This is a genomic window from Sulfitobacter profundi (genome assembly GCF_042661425.1).
GTDB lineage: Bacteria > Pseudomonadota > Alphaproteobacteria > Rhodobacterales > Rhodobacteraceae > Sulfitobacter > Sulfitobacter profundi.
Genome location: NZ_JBHSWA010000004.1, coordinates 25511 through 41367, shown reverse-complemented (window position 1 = coordinate 41367; position 15857 = coordinate 25511). Strand labels below are relative to the sequence as shown.

Annotated in this window: 14 protein-coding genes and 1 pseudogene; 2 read left to right on the top strand and 13 right to left on the bottom strand. The window is 60.9% G+C overall.

What is annotated here, in order from left to right; genetic code table 11:
* Nucleotides 1–29: 29 nt before the first annotated feature.
* The 10 genes and pseudogenes from ACFQAU_RS20100 to glpD all read right to left on the bottom strand — a co-directional run bounded on the left by ACFQAU_RS20100 (nt 30) and on the right by glpD (nt 10660).
* Complete coding sequence (locus ACFQAU_RS20100) at nt 30–1202, bottom strand: iron-containing alcohol dehydrogenase (RefSeq protein ID WP_132445306.1); 1173 nt, start codon at nt 1200–1202, stop codon at nt 30–32.
* Nucleotides 1166–2662 (bottom strand): glycerol kinase GlpK, encoded by a 1497-nt coding sequence (gene glpK, locus ACFQAU_RS20095; RefSeq protein ID WP_120352348.1) that lies wholly within the window; start codon nt 2660–2662, stop codon nt 1166–1168. The genes ACFQAU_RS20100 and glpK overlap by 37 nt, the downstream gene beginning before the upstream one ends.
* A 76-nt stretch (nt 2663–2738) precedes the next feature.
* Nucleotides 2739–4436, bottom strand: a complete 1698-nt coding sequence (locus tag ACFQAU_RS20090; protein WP_132445591.1) for an ABC transporter substrate-binding protein — start codon at nt 4434–4436, stop codon at nt 2739–2741.
* 85 nt (nt 4437–4521) lie between these two features.
* Nucleotides 4522–4794, bottom strand: a complete 273-nt coding sequence (locus ACFQAU_RS20085; RefSeq protein WP_007121386.1) for a DUF2160 domain-containing protein — start codon at nt 4792–4794, stop codon at nt 4522–4524.
* Nucleotides 4794–5090 (bottom strand): trypco2 family protein, encoded by a 297-nt coding sequence (locus ACFQAU_RS20080; protein WP_132445309.1) that lies wholly within the window; start codon nt 5088–5090, stop codon nt 4794–4796. Before ACFQAU_RS20080 ends, ACFQAU_RS20085 begins: the two co-directional genes overlap by 1 nt.
* The gene (locus ACFQAU_RS20075; RefSeq protein ID WP_132445312.1) at nt 5090–5977 is read right to left on the bottom strand and encodes a carbohydrate ABC transporter permease; all 888 of its coding nucleotides are present in this window, start codon (nt 5975–5977) and stop codon (nt 5090–5092) included. Before ACFQAU_RS20075 ends, ACFQAU_RS20080 begins: the two co-directional genes overlap by 1 nt.
* Nucleotides 5977–6848, bottom strand: a pseudogene (locus ACFQAU_RS20070) (carbohydrate ABC transporter permease). Before ACFQAU_RS20070 ends, ACFQAU_RS20075 begins: the two are co-directional and overlap by 1 nt.
* On the bottom strand, nt 6845–7930 hold the full coding sequence (locus tag ACFQAU_RS20065) for an ABC transporter ATP-binding protein (protein WP_132445318.1): 1086 nt from the start codon (nt 7928–7930) through the stop codon (nt 6845–6847). Before ACFQAU_RS20065 ends, ACFQAU_RS20070 begins: the two are co-directional and overlap by 4 nt.
* Nucleotides 7930–9015 (bottom strand): ABC transporter ATP-binding protein, encoded by a 1086-nt coding sequence (locus ACFQAU_RS20060; RefSeq protein WP_067936725.1) that lies wholly within the window; start codon nt 9013–9015, stop codon nt 7930–7932. Before ACFQAU_RS20060 ends, ACFQAU_RS20065 begins: the two co-directional genes overlap by 1 nt.
* Nucleotides 9016–9028: 13 nt before the next feature.
* Nucleotides 9029–10660 (bottom strand): glycerol-3-phosphate dehydrogenase, encoded by a 1632-nt coding sequence (gene glpD, locus ACFQAU_RS20055; protein ID WP_132445321.1) that lies wholly within the window; start codon nt 10658–10660, stop codon nt 9029–9031.
* A gap of 178 nt (nt 10661–10838) precedes the next feature.
* Between glpD and ACFQAU_RS20050 the strand changes: the two genes are divergently transcribed.
* Nucleotides 10839–11606 carry a DeoR/GlpR family DNA-binding transcription regulator gene (locus ACFQAU_RS20050; RefSeq protein WP_067628842.1) on the top strand — a complete coding sequence of 256 codons (768 nt, stop codon included), beginning with the start codon at nt 10839–10841 and terminating at the stop codon, nt 11604–11606.
* A gap of 9 nt (nt 11607–11615) precedes the next feature.
* Here ACFQAU_RS20050 and ACFQAU_RS20045 read toward each other — a convergent pair whose 3' ends face one another.
* From ACFQAU_RS20045 to ACFQAU_RS20035, 3 genes are all read right to left on the bottom strand, one after another.
* Nucleotides 11616–13019 carry an alpha,alpha-trehalose-phosphate synthase (UDP-forming) gene (locus ACFQAU_RS20045; RefSeq protein WP_240791621.1) on the bottom strand — a complete coding sequence of 468 codons (1404 nt, stop codon included), beginning with the start codon at nt 13017–13019 and terminating at the stop codon, nt 11616–11618.
* A 164-nt stretch (nt 13020–13183) separates the two neighbouring features.
* Nucleotides 13184–13780 carry an exopolysaccharide biosynthesis protein gene (locus ACFQAU_RS20040; protein ID WP_120352343.1) on the bottom strand — a complete coding sequence of 199 codons (597 nt, stop codon included), beginning with the start codon at nt 13778–13780 and terminating at the stop codon, nt 13184–13186.
* Between the two features lie 93 nt (nt 13781–13873).
* Entirely contained in the window at nt 13874–14848 is a 975-nt protein-coding gene (locus ACFQAU_RS20035; RefSeq protein ID WP_132445324.1) for a DNA topoisomerase IB, read from the bottom strand.
* Between the two features lie 221 nt (nt 14849–15069).
* On the opposite strand from ACFQAU_RS20035, the gene otsB reads away from it, so the two are divergent.
* Nucleotides 15070–15819: a trehalose-phosphatase gene (gene otsB / locus ACFQAU_RS20030; RefSeq protein ID WP_132445327.1), complete on the top strand. Its 750-nt coding sequence runs from the start codon at nt 15070–15072 to the stop codon at nt 15817–15819.
* The last annotated feature ends 38 nt before the right edge of the window (nt 15820–15857 follow it).

The following is a 15857-nucleotide window of genomic DNA, read 5'->3' as shown; positions in this document are numbered from 1 at the left end:
CGGGCGGGGGCAACCGGCCCCTGCCCGACTTACAGCGCAGCCCGGATGCAATTTTCCAGCGCATCTTGGCTGAGGGCGCAGGGGTTTGCCCGCATGGAGGAAGACGCCGCCGCTTCCTGCGCAGTCTCTACAAGGTCGGTCCCTTCGGGGATCCAGCGGTTCAGACGCTCCAGCCCCCAATCGTCAAGCAGGGCCGAGAGGGCGGTGAATGTGCCGGTCTCGGGCAGATCAAAACCCTCTGCCAGCCATGTCTGCACTTCTGAAAACCGCCGGGAGGCACCGAGCACATCACTATTGGCGGCCAGCACCGGCCCCAGCAGACGCCCACAAATCAACCCATGCGGCGCGCCAAACTGCCCGCCGATCACACCGGCCAGCCCATGCACCGCGCCGAGGCCCGCATTCGCCAGCGCCAAACCGCCCGACAGGCTGACATAGGCCATCGCGTCCCGCGCGGCAGGGTCTTCGCCCGCCGCCAGACGTTTGAGCGCGGCAATCCCCTGCGGAATCGCGGCACGGCAGAGCGCATCGCTGAGCGGGTTGGCTTTGCTTGAAAGATAGGGCTCGATCACCTGCACCAACGCATCAAGGCCCGACCCCAACGTGACGCCGCGCGGCGCGCCATCCGTCAGCGCAGGATCGACCAAGGCCAAACGCGGCAGCATTCGGTCGTCGCGCAGGCTGACTTTTCGCGCGGCTTGCGTCACGGCGATAACGGCGTTTTTGGTGACCTCGGCCCCGGTGCCCGCGGTGGTCGGGATCGCGATCATCGGCAGCGGGTCGGCTTGCAGCGGCTTGCCCGCGCCCACGACTTCGAGATGTTCCATCACGTCGCAATCCGACGGGATCAGCGCCGCTGCGGCTTTGGCAAGGTCGATGACCGCCCCTCCGCCGACGCCCAGCACCACCTGCGCTCCGCGCCCTGCCAGAGCGGCAGAGCGGACATCCTCGACCGAGGGTTCGCCGCTGCTGCGGACCTCGGTCACGTCACATCCAGCCGCCGTCAGTTCGCGGCTGAGCTCATCGACCCAAGCGACGGAACCACCGCGTAAAATCAGCACCCGGCGGCCAAAGCTGAGCGCGGCGTCGACGGCTTCTGAAGCGGTCCCACGGCCAAAGCGGATGCGCCCAGCGGTGGCGAAACCAAAGGCTGCGATCCCCTCCATCAGAATTGCAACGTGGCGTTCACAGCGCGCTTCCATGCGCCGTATTTCTCATCCCGCGTCGCCGCATCCATCTCCATTTCAAACCGCCGATCAAGCGCCCATTCGCGGGCAAAGCCTTCCATGTCCGGATAGATGCCCGCCCGCTGCCCCGCCAACCATGCCGCACCAAGCGCCGTGGTTTCCAGCACATCAGGACGGTCGACCGAGGCGCCGATCACGTCGGACAGGAACTGCATCGCCCAGTCACTGGCGCTCATCCCGCCGTCGACACGCAGGGTGGCGATCTCGCCCGCCTGCCCCTGTGCGGCCCAATCCGCCTGCATCGCCTCCAGCAAATCGCGGGTCTGGTAGCCGACGCTTTCCAGCGCCGCGCGGGCCAGTTCCGCGGGGCCGGAGTTGCGCGTCAGCCCATAGATCGCGCCGCGACACTCCGCGTTCCAGTAAGGCGCACCGAGGCCGACGAAGGCGGGCACCAGCACCACATTCTGATGCGGATCGGCCTGTTCGGCCAGTGCTTGAGTCTCGCTCGCCTCGCGGATCATCTTGAGCCCGTCGCGCAGCCATTGCACCACGGCACCAGCGACGAAAATCGACCCTTCGAGCGCATAGGTTGGCTTGCCGTCGAGTTGATAGGCGATGGTGGTCAGCAGGCGATTGGTTGAAGTCACCGCCGTTTCGCCCGTATTCAGCAGCGCAAAACAGCCCGTGCCATAGGTCGACTTCATCATGCCCGGTTGGAAGCAAGCCTGCCCGATGGTCGCCGCCTGCTGGTCGCCTGCCACACCAAGGATCGGAATCTCGCGGCCAAACAGATCGGGACGGGTCATGCCGAAATCGGCGGCGCAGTCTTTGACCTCGGGCAGCATCTCGACGGGAATGTCGAACATCTTGCAGATCGTCGTGCTCCATCGGCCCTTGTGAATGTCATAAAGCATGGTGCGCGCGGCGTTGGTGGCATCAGTCACATGGCGCGCGCCGCCTGTGAGCTTCCAGATCAGGTAGCTGTCGACCGTGCCGAAAAGCAACTCGCCCGCCTGTGCGCGGTCGCGCGCCCCGTCGACGTTATCCAAAATCCACTTCAGCTTGGTGCCGGAGAAATAAGGATCGGCCAGCAGGCCCGTGCGTTCGGTGATGATCTTGTCGTCACCACTCTCGCGCAGCGCGCGGCAGAAATCGGCAGTGCGGCGGTCTTGCCAAACGATGGCGTTATAGACTGGCTGGCCGGTCTTGGCGTCCCAGACCAGCGTCGTCTCACGTTGGTTGGTGATGCCGATGGCGGTGATGTCATCGGGGCGCAGGCCTGCTTTTTCGATCACCGCGCGGCAGGTGCCCGCAGTGGTGGACCACAGATCGCCGGGATCATGCTCAACCCAGCCGGAACGGGGGAAATGCTGCGGAAACTCTTCTTGGGCGGTGGCCGTCACGGCCATGTTGCCGTCAAAAAGGATCGCCCGCGAGGATGTGGTTCCTTGATCAATGGCGAGGATATGGGTCATGGCGCAGCCCCCGGTTGTCTTATGGAATGAAAAAGGGGCCGGAACGCTGTTGCGCCCCGGCCCCCAAAAGTTTGGCTTACTGCCAGGACTTGATCAACTCTTCGTAGCTGATTGTCTCGGGCTCAGGGTCTTCGTTGTCGAGCTTGGCAACCGGCGAGCCGGGCTGTTCCAGCCAGTAGGAGGCTTCCTGCTCTTCGTTCATCTTCGGACCCAGATCGCCTTGGACGCCTGCGCGCTCAAGCCGTTCCAGCACTTTTTCCTGCTCGGCACAGAGGCTGTCGAGCGCTTCTTGCGGGGTTTTCGCACCGGACATTGCGTCGCCGATGTTCTGCCACCACAGCTGCGCCAGCTTGGGGTAATCCGGCACGTTTGTCCCGGTGGGGGACCATGCCACCCGCGCGGGCGAACGGTAGAATTCCACCAGACCGCCAAGTTTCGGCGCGCGTTCGGTGAAGCTTTCGTGCTGGATGGTCGACTCGCGGATGAAGGTCAGACCGGCGTGGGCCTTTTCAACATCAACGGTTTTCGACGTCACGAACTGCGCATAGAGCCATGCGGCTTTGGCGCGATCCACGGGGGTGCTTTCCATCAGCGTCCAGCTGCCCACGTCCTGATAGCCGACCTTCTGGCCGTCTTTCCAATAGGCACCGTGTGGACTGGGTGCCATGCGCCACTTGGGTGTGCCGTCTTCGTTCAGCACGGCTTTGGCGGCATCGTTCACCATGTCCGCGGTGAAGGCGGTGTACCAGAACATCTGCTGGGCGATGGCACCCTGCGCAGGTACCGGGCCGGCTTCGCCAAAGGTCATGCCAGCGGCTGCGGGCGGCGTGTACTTTTCAAGCCATTCGATGGATTTGGAGATCGCATAGACCGCCGCCGCATCGTTGGTCGCACCACCACGGGTCACACAAGAACCGACGGGCTGCGAGTTTTCGTTGACCCGGATGCCCCATTCGTCGACCGGCAGGCCGTTGGGTTCACCGACATCGCCCATGCCAGCCATGGACATCCACGCATCGGTATAGCGCCAGCCAAGCGACGGGTCTTTTTTGCCGTAGTCCATGTTGCCAAAGACTTCGACGCCGTCGATGGTGCGGCCGGTGAAGAACTCAGCGATGTCCTCATAGGCAGACCAGTTGACCGGCACGCCCAACTCATAGCCGTATTTTTCTTTGAACTCAGCCATCAACTCAGGATCGGTGAACCAGTCCTGGCGGAACCAATAGAGGTTCGCGAACTGCTGGTCGGGCAGCTGGTACAGCTCACCGTCAGGCGACGTGGTGAAATCAAGGCCGATATAATCGTCCAGATCGAGACCGGGGTTGGTCACGTCTTTGCCTTCGTTCGCCATCCAGTCAGTCAGGCTGCGCGCCTGCTTGTAGCGCCAGTGCGTGCCGATCAGGTCAGAGTCGTTGATATAGGCGTCATAGATGTTCTCGCCCGACTGCATCTGCGTTTGCAGTTTCTCGACCACGTCACCTTCGCCGATCAGGTCGTGGGTGATGTTGATGCCCGTGATCGCGGTGAAGGCCGGGGCCAGCACGTTGGCCTCGTATTCATGGGTGGTGATTGTCTCGGACACCACTTTGATGTCCATGCCCTTGAACGGCTCAGCAGCGTCGATGAAGAATTGCATCTCCGCCTCTTGCTCTTCGCGGCTCAGCGCGGAGCGTTCGATTTCCTCGTCGAGGAATTTCTTCGCGGCATCCATATCCGCAAATACTGGTCCGGCGAGCAGACCGAGCGTGACCGCAAGTGCGGTACTCGATTTCATGACAGATCGTTTCATTATGTCCTCCCTAGACATTTGGTCGTGTCGTATGGCTGCCCCGATTAACCGGGATCAGCCGTGATAGCGCCTAGACCCAGCGAAATACGGCTGCGGCATAGGCAAGGCAGACCAGCAGCGCATAGGGCTGCGGCCCCGCCTCGAAACCCAGCCAGATCAAATTGATAAAGGCCGAGCCGAGAAGCGTGATGAACAGACGGTCACCACGGGTTGTTTCGATCCTGAGAATGCCGGTGCGTGGCGTCTCGGGGAATTTGATCGCGAGGATCGTGAAGGTCACGAGTAACAGCGCGATGACACCGAAGAAGATCGCGGTGGGCATGGTCCAAGCCATCCAAGACATTATGCATCCTCCAGACTGATTGAGTTAAAGAACACCGGCACGGAAAATGAAATCCGATTGATCTCTTCTTTTGACGCTCCGGCCCTCAACTCACCTGCACTGAATACCTTCAAGCCGCCCCCGCCTTCTTTGCTAGTTGTAACCGCTATCTCGAAGTCTACGGTTTGCTGCTTCCAAACTGGCTCCACTCCAATTGAACCGAGAGCGATCCATGGGGAATTGCTTTCTTTGCGAGCGTTTTTGATCCCGGCTTCGATTTCCGATAGCGTTTCTTCTACAAATTCGGACAGTTTCATTACACCCTCCCCAAAGCAAAGCCCTTGGCAATGTAGTTGCGGACGAAATAAATTACCAAAGCGCCCGGCACGATTGTAAGCACACCCGCCGCAGCCAGCACGCCCCAGTCGAGGCCCGAGGCCGAAACAGTACGGGTCATAGTGGCGGCGATGGGTTTCGCGTCGACCGAAGTAAGCGTCCGCGACAGCAGCAGTTCCACCCATGAGAACATGAAGCAGAAGAAGGCGGCGACCCCGATGCCGCTGGCGATCAGCGGGGTGAAGATACGGATGAAGAAGCGCGGGAAAGAGTAACCATCAAGGTAGGCCGTCTCGTCAATCTCCTTCGGCACGCCACGCATGAACCCTTCCAAGATCCAGACCGCCAGCGGCACGTTGAACAGGCAATGCGCCAGCGCCACGGCGATATGCGTGTCGAACAGCCCGACGGAGGAATAAAGCTGGAAGAACGGCAGCGCGAAGACCGCCGGAGGGGCCATGCGGTTGGTCAGCAGCCAGAAGAACAGATGCTTGTCGCCCATAAAGCTGTAGCGCGAGAAAGCATAGGCCGCAGGCAGCGCCACAGCGAGCGAGATCACGGTGTTCAGCACAACATAGATCAGGCTGTTGACATAGCCCATATACCAGCTCGGATCGGTGAGGATCTTGGCATAGTTCGCCAGCGTCAAATCACGCGGATAGAGCGAGAAGCTCCCCAGGATCTCTGCGTTGGTCTTCAGGCTCATGTTGATCAGCCAGTAGATCGGCAGTAGCAGGAAAAGCAGGTAGAGGGTCATCACCACCACAGACCCTTTGGGCCGAAAGCGGCTGCGCCGGGCGCGTTTGGCAGTGGTCACGTCACCCGGAATGGGCGCGGCACCGGGGGCTTGCACGGTTGTGTCGGTCATCACACACCATCCCTTTTGTCGAGGTTGACCATCACGGTGTAGAACACCCATGAAATCAACAGGATAACGAGGAAATACATCAGGCTGAACGCCGCTGCGGGGCCGAGGTCAAACTGGCCGATGGCCATTTTCACCAAGTCGATGGACAGGAAGGTCGTGGCATTGCCCGGCCCGCCCCCGTCACGACGAACGGCTCTGTATAGATCATGAAACTGTCCATAAAGCGCAGCAGAATCGCGATCATCAGCACGCCTGCCATCTTGGGCAGTTCGATGTAGCGGAACACGGCCCAACGGCTGGCTTGGTCGATCTTCGCGGCCTGATAATAGGCGTCCGGGATGGATTGCAGCCCGGCGTAGGCCAAGAGCGCCACCAACGAGGTCCAGTGCCAGACATCCATGATCACAACAGTGATCCAAGCGGCGGTGATGTCTTGGGTGTAGTTATAGGTGATCCCGAGCTTGTCGAGCGTGTAGCCCAAAAGGCCAATGTCGACGCGGCCAAAGATTTGCCAGATGGTGCCGACCACGTTCCACGGGATCAGCAGCGGCAGCGACATGAGCACCAGACAAAAGCTGGCCCAGAACCCGTTTTTCGGCATGTTCAGCGCAACAAAGATGCCCAGCGGAATTTCGATCGCCAGAATGACACCCGAGAAGATCAACTGTCGGCCAAGCGCATCCCACATCCGGTCGCTGTCCAGCATGTCGGAAAACCACTCAAGCCCGGCCCAGAAAAATTCATTCCGGCCAAAGGTGTCTTGCACCGAATAGTTCACCACGGTCATCAGCGGGATCACAGCCGAGAAGGCCACGAGGATCAGAACTGGCAGGACAAGGAACCATGCCTTTTGGTTGACGGTCTTGTTCATGCGGCTTCTCCCTCTGCGCTGATGCGCCAATCGTCGGCATAGACATTGATGCCCGCCGGATCGAAACTGATCGCGGTGTTTTCACTCGGCACGGACGCGCCTTCCTCGGCGATGGCGCTGACCGGCTGGCCGGCCACATCAAGGCGGATGATTTTGTGGCGGCCCACGTCTTCGACGCGCGTCACCTTGGCAGGCAGGCCCAGCCCTTCGCCGTTAAGACGGATAAACTCGGGCCGGACGCCCAGCTGGGTTTTGCCACCTTTGGGGGCGTAGCTTTTGGTCAGGTCAATGTGTGTGCCCGCGACCTGCGCGGCATTGCCAGAGATTTGCGCATCAAACAGGTTCATCCCCGGCGAGCCGATGAAATAGCCCACGAAGGTGTGCGCGGGCCGCTCGAACAACTCTTGCGGCGTGCCGATCTGCACCACCCGGCCATCATACATCACGACGACCTTATCGGCGAAGGTCAGCGCCTCGGTCTGGTCGTGGGTCACATATATCATCGTGTGGCCAAATTCGTGGTGCAGCGATTTGAGCTGCGTGCGCAATTCCCATTTCATATGCGGGTCGATCACGGTCAGCGGCTCATCGAACAACAGCGCGTTGACGTCTTCACGCACCATGCCCCGACCCAGCGAAATCTTCTGCTTGGCATCCGCCGTGAGGCCGCGCGCCTTGCGATTCAACTCGTCTTCCATGCCGATCATCTGCGCGATCTGCTGCACGCGATCTGCAACATAAGAGGCATCCGCACCCCGGTTGCGCAGCGGGAAGGCGAGATTGTCGCGCACGGTCATCGTGTCGTAGACCACCGGGAACTGGAACACCTGCGCGATGTTGCGCTCGGCGGTGGGGGCGTGGGTTACATCGACATCGTTAAACAGAATACGACCCTGAGAGGGCTGCAACAGCCCCGAGATGATGTTGAGGAGGGTGGATTTACCGCAACCGGACGCACCCAGAAGCGCATAGGCTTCGCCGTCGATCCAGTCGTGGTTCAATTCCTTGAGGGCAAAATCATCCTCATGGCCGGGGTTCGGCAAATAGGAATGCGCAAGGTTATCAAGCGTGATCTTGGCCATTATGCCGCCTCCGCATAGGGCGCGGCAGAGACGAGCGCCCCGTTCGCGTCAAACAAGTAAATGTGCGCCGGATCCAGATAGACCGGCAGCGGCTGGCCGGGTTGCAGATGCTGGATGCCATGCACCAGCCCGACCCATTTCGCGCCGTGATAGTCGAGGTGGATAAACGTCTCCGAGCCGGTGATCTCGGTCACGTTCAGCACCGCGTCAAAGCCGATCGCGCCGGGGGTCTGCGCTGCGAGTGTCAGGTGGTTGGGGCGGAAACCAGCGGTATATTCGCCGTCCTTCAAGCTCGCCATCGTGGCAGGAGCGGGCATCTCACCGCCGTCGAACCGCAGCGTGTTGCCCGATTTGGTCATGCTCAGGAAGTTCATCGGCGGGTCGGAGAAGACCCGCGCCGTCGTGGCATTCTCAGGCCGACGGTAGACGCTTGGCGTCAGGCCGAATTGCGTGACGCGGCCCTCCCAAAGCGTCGCGGTGTTGCCGCCCAAAAGCAGCGCCTCTTCCGGCTCTGTCGTGGCATAGACAAAGATCGACCCGGCGCGTTCAAAGATGCGCGGAATCTCGGCGCGAAGCTCTTCGCGCAGTTTGTAGTCGAGGTTCGCCAGCGGCTCATCCAGCAGCACCAGCCCTGCGTTTTTCACCAGCGCCCGCGCCAAGGCGCAGCGCTGTTGCTGGCCGCCCGAAAGCTCCAGCGGTTTGCGGTCAAGCATCGGGGTCAGTTGCATCAGTTCAGCCGTCTCGCGCACCGCGCGGTCGATCTCATCCTTCGACTTGCCCACCAGCTTCATCGGCGATGCGATGTTGTCGTAAACGGTCATCGAGGGGTAGTTGATGAACTGCTGGTAGACCATCGCCACCTTGCGGTCTTGGACGCGCATCCCGGTGACATCCTCCCCGTTCCAGATCACTTGGCCCGTGTTGGGCACATCAAGCCCGGCCATCAGCCGCATCAGCGAGGTCTTGCCCGCAGACGTAGGCCCCAAAAGCACGTTCATCGTGCCCTTTTCCAAGGTCAGGTCGGTCGGGTGGATATGCGTTTGACCGCCCACCGTTTTCGACACGTTTTTTAGGATCAAACTCACGTTCGTCCTCCCCTCATTCCGCCGCAGAGGCGGCTTGTTTCGCCGCGCGCATCTGCATCCATTCATCAAGACGCGCGATCTGCGCCTCATCCATTCGCAGGCCCAACTTGCTGCGGCGCCAAACGACGTCCTCTGCGCTGAGGGCATATTCCTTGTTCATCAGCCACGCGACCTCACCCGCCGTGAGGGTCGCGCCGAAATGCTCGCCCATATCCGCGAGCGTTTTCGCCGCGCCCATCATCGCCCATGCATCGGTACCATAGGCGCGGATCAGCCGTGCTGCCCAGCTTTCATCAAGAAAGTCATAATCCGCTTTCAACCGCGCGATCAACTGCGCGACACCGTCCACCGGGAAATCACCGCCGGGCAGCGCCACGCCAGCGGTCCAATGATCCGACAGCCCGCCGAAATGCGGGGCGATCAGATCCAGCGCGTCTTCGGCCAGTTTGCGGTATGTGGTGATCTTGCCGCCAAAGACATTGAGAATCGGCGCGCCGCCGGTTTCGTCCACCTTGAGCGTATAGTCCCGCGTGGCCGCCGTGGCACTGCTGGCCCCATCGTCATAAAGCGGGCGGACGCCGGAATAGGTCCAGACGATGTCTTTGCGGGTGATGTCCTGCTTGAGATAGCCGTTCACGAAGTTGATCAGGTAATCCTGCTCTTCGGGGGTGCATTCCGGGGTGACGGAAGGATCGGGGTGATCTGCGTCCGTGGTGCCAATGAGGGTGAAATCCTGCTCATAGGGGATCGTAAAAATGATCCGCCCATCGGTGCCTTGAAAGAAATAGCATTTGTCGTGATCGTAAAGCCGCTTGGTCACGATATGGCTGCCGCGCACCAGCCGCACCCCTTCGGAGGAGTTCAGCCGCGCGGTATTGTGGATGATGTCCCCCACCCATGGGCCGCCCGCGTTGACCAGCATCTTCGCTTGGATCACTTCGCGTTGGCCATCCGCGCCATGCTCAACTGTGACCAGCCAGCCGTCCGCGCTGCGGTCAGCGGAGATGACTTTGGTCCGGGTCATGATGCGTGCGCCGCGCAGTTCGGCATCGCGGGCGTTGAGCACCACCAGACGGGAGTCTTCGATCCAGCAGTCGGAATACTCAAAGGCTTTTTCGAACCGATCCTCCAGCGGTGCCCCTTCGGGCGTGCCGCGCAGCGCAAGGCTGCGGGTGGCGGGCAGGATCTCGCGCCCGCCGAGATTGTCATAGAGAAACAGGCCCAAGCGGATCAGCCACGCCGGGCGGCGGCCCCGCATCCAAGGCATGAACAGCCGTAGCAATTTGGAGGTCGGCGTGTCCCCCTCAAACCGCATGTCGCGGTGATAGGGCAGCACGAAACGCATCGGCCAAGAGATATGCGGCATCGCTTTCAGCAGCACTTCGCGCTCGGTCAGCGCGTGGCGCACAAGGCCGATCTCGAAATACTCAAGGTAGCGCAGCCCGCCGTGGAACAGTTTGGTCGAGGCCGAAGAGGTCGCGGAGGCCAGATCATTCATCTCGGCCAAGGTCACGCTCAACCCCCGTCCTGCGGCGTCGCGCGCGATCCCGGCGCCGTTGATGCCCCCACCGATGACGAAAAGATCGACCGGGGCAGCGGGCACATGGCTATCGGGCTGTTGGTTCAAAATCCGGCCCTCCCCCATCTCAGACTGTCCAATTAGGGGCAGTGTTACGAAACGACTCTCATCTGCACAAGTTTTATTTTCGTTTATGTTCGTTTCACCAGTATATCGAACATGCTAACCACAACCTGCTGCGCGATTGCTTGCGTTAGACAAAACACTGGAGATAATGCGCCAACAGCAGGCAGGAGCGACACCCATTTCACAGACATTCCGCCATCCCGACATCCTTGAAATCGCCCGGCGCGAAGGCAAAGTCACCGTCGACGGGCTGGCCGAGCATTTCGGCGTGACCCATCAGACCATCCGCCGTGACCTTACGGAACTGGCCGATAGTGGTAAGCTTGAGCGGGTGCATGGCGGCGCGGTGCTGCCTTCGGGGGCCAGCAACATCGGCTATGCCGAGCGGCGCAACCTGCACGAAGAGGCCAAGAATCGCATCGCCCGCGCCTGTGCCGAACATATTCCCGACGGTTGTTCGGTCTTTCTGAATATCGGCACCAGCACCGAGGCGGTGGCCCGCGCTCTGCTGCATCACCGCGATCTGATGGTGGTGACGAACAACATGAATGTCGCCAATATTCTGGTCGACAATCCCGAATGCCGCATCGTGCTGACGGGCGGGGCGCTGCGCCGCATGGATGGTGGGCTGGTCGGCAATCTGACAATCGAAACGATCCGCCAGTTCAAGTTCGACATCGCGGTGATCGGCTGTTCGGCCATGGACGCGGATGGTGATCTGCTCGACTTCGATATCGAAGAAGTGGGGGTCAGCCAATGTATCATCGCGCAGTCGCGCAAGACCTTTTTGGTGACGGATCATTCCAAATTCAAACGCTCCGCCCCGGCGCGCATCGCTTCGGCGCGGGAGGTGGATATGTTCTTTACCGATCTGCCCCTGCCCGCCGGGCTAGCAGAGAAATGCAAGGGTTGGGAGACCGAAGTGATCTTTGCCCCCGATGCCTGACGCGCGCCGCTAGGCGTCCGTCCATTCCCGCGCGGCGGGTTTGGTCACCAGTGTAGGCAGGCAGGCTTGTAACGCTTCGACAAAGTTCTGGCTCCAGCGGTTCACATCCGTCGCCCGCACCTGCGCCATGCAACTGGCATGGCGGCGTTTGCGTTCCTCCAACGGCAGGGCAAGCGCGGTCTTGAGCGCCTCGCTCATGTCCTCGATGTCGTACGGGTTGACCTGAATAGCATCCGTCAAGTCTTCGGCGGCGCCGGCCATATGCGACAGGATCAGCACGCCGGGGTCTTCGGGGTCTTGCGCCGCGACATATTCCTTGGCGACAAGGTTCATCCCATCGGCAAAGGGGGTGACGATCCCCACCCGCGCACGGCGGTAGAGCCGCGCCAAGAGATCGCGATCAAGGTTGCGGTGAATATAGCGCAGCGGGGTCCAATCGATCTCTCCATGTTCGCCGTTCACCCGGCCGACAAGTTCTTCCAATTCGTAGCGCAACTCGCGGTAAGCGGCGACCTCTTCGCGGCTTGGCGGGGCGATCTGGACCATGCTTACCCGCCGCTCACGCTCATCGCGGGTTTCCAGATAGCGGCCAAAGGCGCGGAAGCGGTTTGGCAGACCTTTGGAGTAGTCCAGCCGGTCCACCCCGATCACGATGTCCCCCGCCATATCATCGGCAAGCCGGTCCTGCGCGCTGCCGCCTTGGGCGGCCTGCACAAAGGTCTCCACATCGATCCCGATGGGGAATGATCTCAACGCCACTGCCCGAGAGCCGCATTTGATCGTGCCGTTCATCAAGAATTCGGAGTCCGTTTCGGCGCGGAACATTTCAAGGCAACGCGCCACGTCAGCGCGGGTTTGCAGGCCCACAAGGTCATAGTCCGCCAGCCAATGCGCCAGATTGGCCTCCCGCGGGAGGGCGCCCATATCGCCCAATGCGGGGAAAGGAATATGCAGGAAAAACCCGATCTTACCTGCAAAACCCAGCTTGCGCAGTTCTGTCGCGAGGGGAAAGAAGTGGTAGTCGTGCACCCAGATCATATCGTCCGGCCGGGCCACCTTCATCACCTGCCGCGCAAGGCGCGCGTTAACGGCGCTGTAGCCCCGCTCGAACCCCCGGTCCAACTCCACCAGATCGCCGCGACGGTGACAGACCGGCCAAAGCACCGAGTTCGAAAAACCGAGGTAGAAATTCTTGTAGTCTTCGGGGCTGAGGCTGAAGCTCAGCCGGGTGTATTTGCCCTGATCGCCATATTCGCTCAGGCTCTCTGACGGGGTTTCGGTGGTTTCCGGGTGCGACCCGATCCAGATGCCGCCGATCTTGCGCAGGGTTTCATGAAGCGCATAGACCAACCCACCGGAGGGGGCGGCCTCTGACGGGATGCGATTTGAGATTACAATTAATCTGCCAGCCATTTTATGCCTCGGGAACAATCAATTTTTGGCCGCCGAGCCTGCTAAGGCGGAACGCCGACCACCACTAACGGTTTAATGGTTTAGGTTGGTAAAGGTTCCCAGCTTGGTCGGCTTTGGTCAATTCTTTTGCAGGCGCAGCATGGCAAACCGCTGCGATTATTTTTTCAGCGCCCAAGAAAGAACCATGCAACCCCCACGGGAAGCAGGGACATCAAGACCATCGAAAAAATCACGACCCTGCCGTCGCGCATCAGATAGCCCGCCGCGAAAATGGCGATCATGGCCGAGGCGATAGAGCCGGAAGTGGGCACGATTTCCATGAACGGCATGAACATCGACAGGGCCATCACCATCAACAGCGGCAAGTAAATCCACGGGCGGTGCAGGATGAAGGTCGACCGCTGATGCAAATATTGATCCACGAAATCCACCGGGCGGCGCAGCCAGCGCACCCCCGCACGCAGCTTCTTCGCAGCGATGTCGCGGCGCATGATAAAGCCCGGCAGCCACAGGCTCTCGCGGCCAAAGATCATCTGCACCACTAAAAACAAGACCACCAACCCGATAAACGCCGTAAAGCCGGGGATGCCGCTGGCCGGAGAGGTAGAGATCAGGCTGAAGGTCAGGATCGTCGAAGCAAATGAATGTTTGCCCAGACAATCGATGATCTCTTCCACGGTAATCTGCCGATCCGCGCCGCCGGACAGATGCTCCATCTGGTCAAGGACACCGCTGAGGGTTGGCCCACCTGTCTCGTTCATGAAATTTCAGTCCTTCTGCAGCCGGGCGATACCACCATTCATGTTTACAATGCCTGAGCGCGGTTAAAGTTCGCCCGTCCCGCCAATTCAGGGTCACGCGGTGCTGCGCAAAAAGGCCAGAAGCCCCCGTTCGGCTTGGGTCAGATCGTCAATATCAGGTGGGTCCGGCAGGTCTTGGGGGTTTTGGCAAAGGTCGATGACCTGCGGATGGATATAGCTGTTGCGCGCAATGGTGGGCGTGTTGTGCAGCCGTTGGGCCGCCGCTTCGGCCATGGCTTTGATGGTCGGTTTGTCGTCCTTTAATGCCACGTCAAAGGCCGCGACAGACCCGGCCCAAGTGCGAAAAGTCTTGGCGGAGAACCCTTCGGTGCCAGCGGCCTCGGCGATATAGTCATTCAGGGCCGAAGAAGTCAGCCTGCGCGGCTCCCCCTCTTCGTCGAGCCATGTCAGCAGGTCCGCGCCCGGCAGATCGCGGATTTTCTCCAAGGCGCGCATCAGGGTGCGGTTAGCGATCTGGCGGCGGACCCGCTTGCCGCCCTTCGCCATGAAGGAGGCCTGCAATTTCCCATCTTTCAAGACCAGATGCCGCCGTTTCAAGGTCAGCGTGCCATAGGTGCGGTTGGTCTTGGCGTAGACTTGATTGCCCACGCGCAGCGACAGGCGGTCGATCATCGCCACAGCGGCGGCCAGTGCAAAGTCACGTTCGCCCAACTCTTCCTTGAGGTCCCGGCGCACGCGGCGGCGGATGCGCGGCAGGGTCTCGGCAAATTCGGGCAGGCTTGCGTATTTCTCCTGCGCCTGCGCCTCGGACCAGAGCGGATGATAGCGGTACTGTTTGCGCCCCCGCGCATCGAACCCCGTCGCCTGTAAGTGACCGTTGACATGAGGGCTGATCCAGACCTGCTCATAGGCCGGGGGCACCGCCAGTTTTACCAGACGTTCGCGTTCGGCCTTGTCCTTGATGCAGCGGCCATCGGGCGCGTGATAGGAAAACCCCCGGCCGCAGCGCCGTCGCGCAATGCCGGGTTTGCTGTCGGGGTAGTACCTAAGCGTGGACGGTGCGGTCATCTGGGGTTCCGAATGTGTGATGCGGGGTCTTGCGGGGGCGCGCAGATTGCCCTTCGTCTAGGCAAACGCCGCTGCATTGGCTGGGTTCCCGCCCCGCAGGACGCGCATCTTTGCGCAGTTGCGGCATAAATCCTTTGATTTCGCTGCGCCGGCGCATAGGTTTCGTGAGAACGCCCGCGCACTGAAAATCCCAGTGCCCTGAAACGGATAGACCAGACCCTATGGATAGCACCACCCTGTCGCACAGCAATCTGCCGCCCGTGATCCCGCTTGAGCGCCATGCGTTTTTCCTTGATCTCGACGGCACGCTGGCCCCCATCGTCGACAACCCCGAAGACGCCTGCCTGCCGGAGGCGACGCGCCACCTGCTGACGCAACTCGTTGCGCAGACCAATGGGGCGGTGGCGGTGATCTCGGGCCGGGCGCTGGCGGATGTGGACCGCATCTTGGGCGCGCTGCGGCTGCCGGTCTCTGGCTCGCATGGGTTAGAGTTGCGGCTGAGCACCGCGGCGGATCACGCCCCAAAGCAGAGCGCAGGGATCCCCGCCCCCGTGATCGACCGGGTGGAAGAATTCGCCGTGCTGCATGGGGTGACGTCAGAACGCAAACCCGGCGCGATTGCGCTGCATTACCGCAAGGCCCCCGATCAGGGCGAGGCCTGCCGCGCTTTTGTCGATACGCTGGTTGGCGAAGACGCCAGCCTGCGCGGCCTGCATGGCAAGATGGTCAGCGAAGTCGCCCTAAAAGGTGTCGACAAGGGCGGCGCGGTGACGCGATTCATGGCCTCCCCCGCCTTTGCCGAGCGACTGCCGGTAATGGTAGGCGACGACGTAACGGACGAAGATGGCTTTCGCGCGGCGCAGGCCATGGGTGGCTTTGGCATCAAGATCGGCCAAGGGCCAACCGACGCACAACATCGCATCGCAGATGTGGCCGGCTTTGCCGATTGGCTGAAAGAAATTCTGCGCTGATCCGGCCCGCCCGGCAGACGCATCGAGAATAGAAAAGA

Coding starts and splice junctions, on each gene's coding strand:
- ACFQAU_RS20040 (WP_120352343.1), bottom strand. CDS start 13,780: ATGAACGAGACAGGTGGGCCAACCCTCAGCGGTGTCCTTGACCAGATG.
- ACFQAU_RS20075 (WP_132445312.1), bottom strand. CDS start 5,977: ATGACCGACACAACCGTGCAAGCCCCCGGTGCCGCGCCCATTCCGGGT.
- glpK (WP_120352348.1), bottom strand. CDS start 2,662: ATGACCCATATCCTCGCCATTGATCAAGGAACCACATCCTCGCGGGCG.
- ACFQAU_RS20065 (WP_132445318.1), bottom strand. CDS start 7,930: ATGGCCAAGATCACGCTTGATAACCTTGCGCATTCCTATTTGCCGAAC.
- glpD (WP_132445321.1), bottom strand. CDS start 10,660: ATGGGGGAGGGCCGGATTTTGAACCAACAGCCCGATAGCCATGTGCCC.
- otsB (WP_132445327.1), top strand. CDS start 15,070: ATGGATAGCACCACCCTGTCGCACAGCAATCTGCCGCCCGTGATCCCG.
- ACFQAU_RS20085 (WP_007121386.1), bottom strand. CDS start 4,794: ATGTCTTGGATGGCTTGGACCATGCCCACCGCGATCTTCTTCGGTGTC.
- ACFQAU_RS20090 (WP_132445591.1), bottom strand. CDS start 4,436: ATGAAATCGAGTACCGCACTTGCGGTCACGCTCGGTCTGCTCGCCGGA.
- ACFQAU_RS20100 (WP_132445306.1), bottom strand. CDS start 1,202: ATGGAAGCGCGCTGTGAACGCCACGTTGCAATTCTGATGGAGGGGATC.
- ACFQAU_RS20080 (WP_132445309.1), bottom strand. CDS start 5,090: ATGAAACTGTCCGAATTTGTAGAAGAAACGCTATCGGAAATCGAAGCC.
- ACFQAU_RS20035 (WP_132445324.1), bottom strand. CDS start 14,848: ATGACCGCACCGTCCACGCTTAGGTACTACCCCGACAGCAAACCCGGC.
- ACFQAU_RS20045 (WP_240791621.1), bottom strand. CDS start 13,019: ATGGCTGGCAGATTAATTGTAATCTCAAATCGCATCCCGTCAGAGGCC.